The organism is Hymenobacter agri (genome assembly GCF_054778495.1).
This window is the reverse complement of the sequence record NZ_BAAGZM010000319.1, coordinates 1-4773: the sequence shown is the minus strand read 5'-3', so window position 1 is coordinate 4773 and position 4773 is coordinate 1. Positions and strand designations below refer to the sequence as shown.

Genomic DNA, 4773 nt, shown 5'->3' with positions numbered 1-4773 from the left:
CGGCCACGGGGGCTATGGCAATGGCCCTGGCAACGGGGGCCGCGGCCAGGGCGGCGGCCGCCACGGCCGCGACTAGGACGAGACACCCCAACTTGACGCTGCCAAGCCAAGTATAAGGCTTGTGCCCGGCCGGACACTCGTTCGGCCGGGCTTTTTATTTCCCGCTAAACGCCTGCTTATGCGCCTGCTTCCCACCCTTTGCTGCGCGGCCCTGCTGGGTAGCGCTGCCCTCGTGGCCGCCCCCGCCGCCCACGCCCAGATTAACGTCAACATCAACCCGCCCAGCTGGGGGCCAGCGGTGCCGCAGGGCTCGCAGTACTACTACATTCCCGAAACCGACGGCTTCTACGACGTGCCGGCCCGCCAGTACGTGGTGCGCCGCAATGGCAACTGGATTCGCACTGAAAAACTGACAGGCTACGACCCGCGCAGCTTCCACCCTGTAGTGGTCGACTACGTGGGCGGCCAGCCCTGGTCGCGCTACGATGAGTACCGCGCCCGCTACCCACGCGGCGGCAACCCCAGCAACGGCGCCATGCCGCCCGGCCAGGCCAAAAAGCAGGGCTACCGCGCCAACCCCAGCAACGGCGGCCTACCTCCCGGACAAGCCAAGAAAATGGGCCGGGGCCGGTACTAGCCTCGTCTATTTCCATCGAAAGCCCTGCCCCATCCGGCGGGGCTTTTGCGTGGCCGGCGGTTTGGCACCTTCCTTGCCAATAGCTGCGTATTCCGCTTACCTTTTTGCTTACCTCCCGCTCATGAAACTCCTCCCCCGCCTTTTCGCCACCGCCCTGCTGAGCGCCGCCGCGCTGGCCGTGGCCCCGGCCGCCCAGGCTCAGGTTAATGTCAACGTCAACGTAGGCCGTCCGGCCTGGGGGCCGCCCGTGCCGCAGGGCACGCAGTTCTATTACATCCCCGAAATCGATGGGTATTACGACCTCTACGCCCAGCAGTACATCGTGTACCGGGGCGGCCAATGGATTCCGGTAGCCGTGGTAGACGGCTACGACCCCTACCAGTTCCACCCGGTGGTAATTGCCTACCGCGGCCGCGAGCCCTGGGCGTACGTGGGCGCGCACCGCGACCGCTACCCGCGCCGCGTGGTGGTGGTGCAGCCCCGCCCCGTCATCGTGCGCCAGCGCGGCCTACCGCCCGGCCAGGCTAAAAAGCTTTACCGCGAAGGATACCGCGAGGGCCGCTACGACGACGACAACGACCAGGGCCACGGCCGGGGCAAAGGCCACGGGCACGGCCACGGTCGCGACTGAGCATAACCGCACAAAAAAACCGACCTCTTCCGGGGCCGGTTTTTTTGTGCAAGCGAAGTGCGTCGTTTAAAATGCTGCGTTCTTGGGGTAGCGCGGGAAGGGAATCACGTCGCGGATGTTGCTCATGCCGGTCACGAACAGCACGAGGCGCTCGAAGCCCAGGCCGAAGCCGGCGTGCGGCGCCGAGCCGAAGCGGCGGGTGTCGAGGTACCAGTCGAGGTCTTCGGCGGGCACGTGCATCTCGGCCATGCGGGTGGTGAGCTTGGTGTAGTCCTCCTCCCGCTGCGAGCCGCCGATGATTTCGCCGATGCCGGGAAACAGCACGTCCATGGCGCGCACGGTGCGGCCGTCGTCGTCCAGCTTCATGTAGAAGGCCTTGATGTCCTTCGGGTAGTTGGTGAGGATGACGGGCTTCTTGAAGTGCTTCTCTACCAGGTACCGCTCGTGCTCACTCTGCAGGTCGGTGCCCCAGTCCACGGGGAATTCGAACTTCTGCTTGGCCGATTTCAGGATTTCGATGGCCTCGGTGTAGGTGAGGCGCTGGAAGGCGTTGTCGACCACGAAGTTGAGGCGACCTAGCAGTTCCTTGTCGTACTGGTCGTTGAGGAACTGCAGGTCATCGGCGCAGTTGGCCAGCGCGTATTTCACCAGGCTCTGGAGGAAGTCCTCGGCCAGGTCCATGTTTTCCTCGAGCTCGTTGAAGGCCACTTCGGGCTCAATCATCCAGAACTCGGCCAGGTGGCGGGCGGTGTTGGAGTTTTCGGCCCGGAAGGTGGGGCCGAAGGTGTAGATGCTGCCCAGCGCCATGGCCGCCAGCTCACCCTCGAGCTGACCCGACACGGTGAGGTTGGTTTGCTTGCCGAAGAAATCCTGGCTGAAATCTACCGAGCCGTCTTCGGTGCGGGGCGGGTGCTCGGGGGGCAGCGTCGTCACGCGGAACATCTGGCCCGCCCCCTCGGCGTCGGAGCCGGTGATGATGGGCGTGTGCACGTAGTAGAAGCCGTGGTCGTTGAAATACTGGTGCACGGCGAAAGCCAGCGCGTGGCGCACGCGCAGCACCGCGCCAAACGTGTTGGTACGCGGGCGCAGGTGGGCGATGTCGCGCAGGTGCTCGAGCGACGTAGCTTTCTTTTGCAGCGGGTAGGCTTCGGCATCGGCGGCGCCCAGCACGGTTACTTCGGTGGCCTGAATTTCGACGGCCTGGCCCTTGCCCTGCGAGGCCACCAGCGTGCCCCGAATGGCCACGGCGGCACCGTTGCTCACTTCTTTGAGGCTTTCCTCGGAGAAATTCTCGGCGGCGGCCACGGCCTGAATGGTGTGCAGGGTGGAGCCGTCGTTCACGATGATGAACTGCACGTACTTGTTGCCGCGGCGGGAGCGAACCCAGCCTTTAACCAGGACTTCGCGGTCGAGGTCCTGGCTGGCCAGAAGCTCTTTGACGGTGGACCGTTTGAGGGACATAACTTGCGGGAAGCGAATTGTAAGGGGGCAAAGGTAGGACAGAACGGGTACCGTAAACTTTCGCGGTACTCCGCCTGCGTCAACTTTTCATGCCAAGTTTTAGTAGAATTGACCTCCGCCCCCTCCTTTCCGTACTTTCGTTATTATGCAACGCCTCGACCTTAAACAGCTCCTCTCGCAAAAGCTTAGCCCGCAGCAGATTCAATTCATCAAGCTGCTGCAAATCCCCACGGCGGAGCTGGAAACGCGCATTAAGGAGGAAATGGAGGTGAACCCCGCGCTGGAGGAAGACGAGCCCGACGACGCCGAGGAAATGGAGCGCGACGACAGCGACGACTCGGACGACGACGACCCGGACGCCAGCCTCGACAACGACGAGAACACGCTGGACGAGGATTTTGAGGACCGCAGCAGCGCCGACAACGACGTGGCCGACGAGATGCCCGAGCCCGACCTCGCCGCCAAGGAAGACCTGGCCTCGACCGAAGAAGCGCCCGACAACACCGACCTCGACCTGAGCGACTATCTGAACGACGACGAGATTGCCGGCTACAAGATGCAGGGCGATGGCCCCGGCGAGGAAGAGGAACGCGACACGCCCCTGGCCGACACCAGCGGCTCGCTCATCGACTCGCTGATGGACCAGCTGCACTTCGCCGACCTCGACGAGCGCCAGGAAGCCATTGGCCAGCAGCTTATCGGTTCGATTGACGGCGACGGCTACATCCGGCGCGACCTCTCGGCCATTGCCAACGACCTGGCCTTTAGCCAGAACCTGGAAGTGACAGTGGCCGAGATTGAGGCCGTGCTGCGCGTGGTGCAGCAGTTCGACCCGCCCGGCATTGCCGCGCGCGACCTGCCCGAGTGCCTGCTGCTGCAGCTGGAGCGCCGCCCGCAGGACGAGAATACGGTGAACGCCGAACGGATTCTGACCGATACGTTCGACGAGTTTACCAAGAAGCACTACCCGCGCATTCAGCAAAAGCTGGATTTGGAAGACGATGAGTTGAAGGAAGCCATTGGCGTGATTCTGAAGCTGAACCCCAAGCCCGGCGGCACCGGCCCCAGCGGCCTGGGCAAAACGCAGTACCTGATGCCGGACTTCATTCTGACGAATGATAACGGCGTGCTGAACCTGACGCTGAACGCCCGCAACGCCCCCGAACTGCGCGTGAGCCCGGCCTACACCGAGATGTTCCGGACCTACGACAAGGCGGCCAAGAAGGACGCCAAGATGAAGGAGGCCGTGACCTTTGTGAAGCAGAAGCTCGACTCGGCCAAGTGGTTTATCGACGCCATCCGGCAGCGGCAGAATACGCTGCTGCGTACCATGAACGCCATTGTGGAGCTGCAGCGCGAGTTTTTTCAGGAAGGCGACGAGAGCAAGCTCAAGCCCATGATTCTGAAAGACATTGCCCAGCGCATCGGCATGGACATCTCGACGGTGAGCCGGGTGGCCAACTCCAAATCCATCCAGACGGAGTTCGGCATTTATCCGCTCAAGTACTTCTTCTCCGAGGGCATTGCCACCGACTCGGGCGAGGACGCCAGCAGCCGCGAGGTAAAGAGTATTCTGAAGGACCTCATCGGCAAGGAAAGCAAGGAGCGGCCCCTGAGCGACGACAAGCTGGAGAAGATGCTGAATGCCCGCGGCTACAACATTGCCCGCCGCACGGTGGCCAAGTACCGCGAGCAGCTCAACATTCCAGTGGCGCGGCTGCGCAAGGAGTTGTAAGAATACGATGCCAAACGCCTGTCATCCTGAGTATTCCCCGCCACCCGCTTTGATTTCCCCCGACCACCTTCCTTCCGACGCCGCGGCCCTGCGCGAACTGTATCTGGCCGAGCGCGCCCGTCGCGAGCAGGCCGAAGAGCTGGCGGCACAGCTACAGTCGCGCGTGCAAACGCCCGAGCTCAGCCCCAATCCCATTCTGCGGCTCGATGCTAGCGGCACGCTGCGCTACGCCAACCCGGCGGCTACGCCCCTGGTGGCCGAGTTGGAGGTGGCCGGCCCGTCGCGGCTGCGCTCGCAGCTGCTGCAGGC

Annotated in this window: 5 protein-coding genes; 4 read left to right on the top strand and 1 reads right to left on the bottom strand. The window is 63.4% G+C overall.

Annotated features, from left to right (window positions below; translation table 11 throughout):
- The first annotated feature begins 178 nt into the window (after positions 1 to 178).
- Entirely contained in the window at positions 179 to 637 is a 459-nt protein-coding gene (locus tag ACYVDE_RS14700; RefSeq protein WP_460502298.1) for a hypothetical protein, read from the top strand.
- A gap of 121 nt (positions 638 to 758) precedes the next feature.
- Positions 759 to 1268, top strand: a complete 510-nt coding sequence (locus tag ACYVDE_RS14695; protein WP_460502297.1) for a hypothetical protein — start codon at positions 759 to 761, stop codon at positions 1266 to 1268.
- A 66-nt stretch (positions 1269 to 1334) separates the two neighbouring features.
- Here ACYVDE_RS14695 and asnS read toward each other — a convergent pair whose 3' ends face one another.
- Complete coding sequence (gene asnS / locus ACYVDE_RS14690) at positions 1335 to 2729, bottom strand: asparagine--tRNA ligase (RefSeq protein WP_460502296.1); 1395 nt, start codon at positions 2727 to 2729, stop codon at positions 1335 to 1337.
- Positions 2730 to 2874: 145 nt separating this feature from the next.
- Here asnS and rpoN point away from each other — a divergent pair, with 145 nt between their 5' ends.
- Together rpoN and ACYVDE_RS14680 are read left to right on the top strand one after the other, a co-directional pair.
- Complete coding sequence (gene rpoN / locus ACYVDE_RS14685) at positions 2875 to 4464, top strand: RNA polymerase factor sigma-54 (protein WP_460502295.1); 1590 nt, start codon at positions 2875 to 2877, stop codon at positions 4462 to 4464.
- Positions 4465 to 4513: 49 nt separating this feature from the next.
- The coding region (locus tag ACYVDE_RS14680) for a hypothetical protein (RefSeq protein WP_460502294.1) at positions 4514 to 4773 on the top strand (260 nt) is incomplete at its 3' end.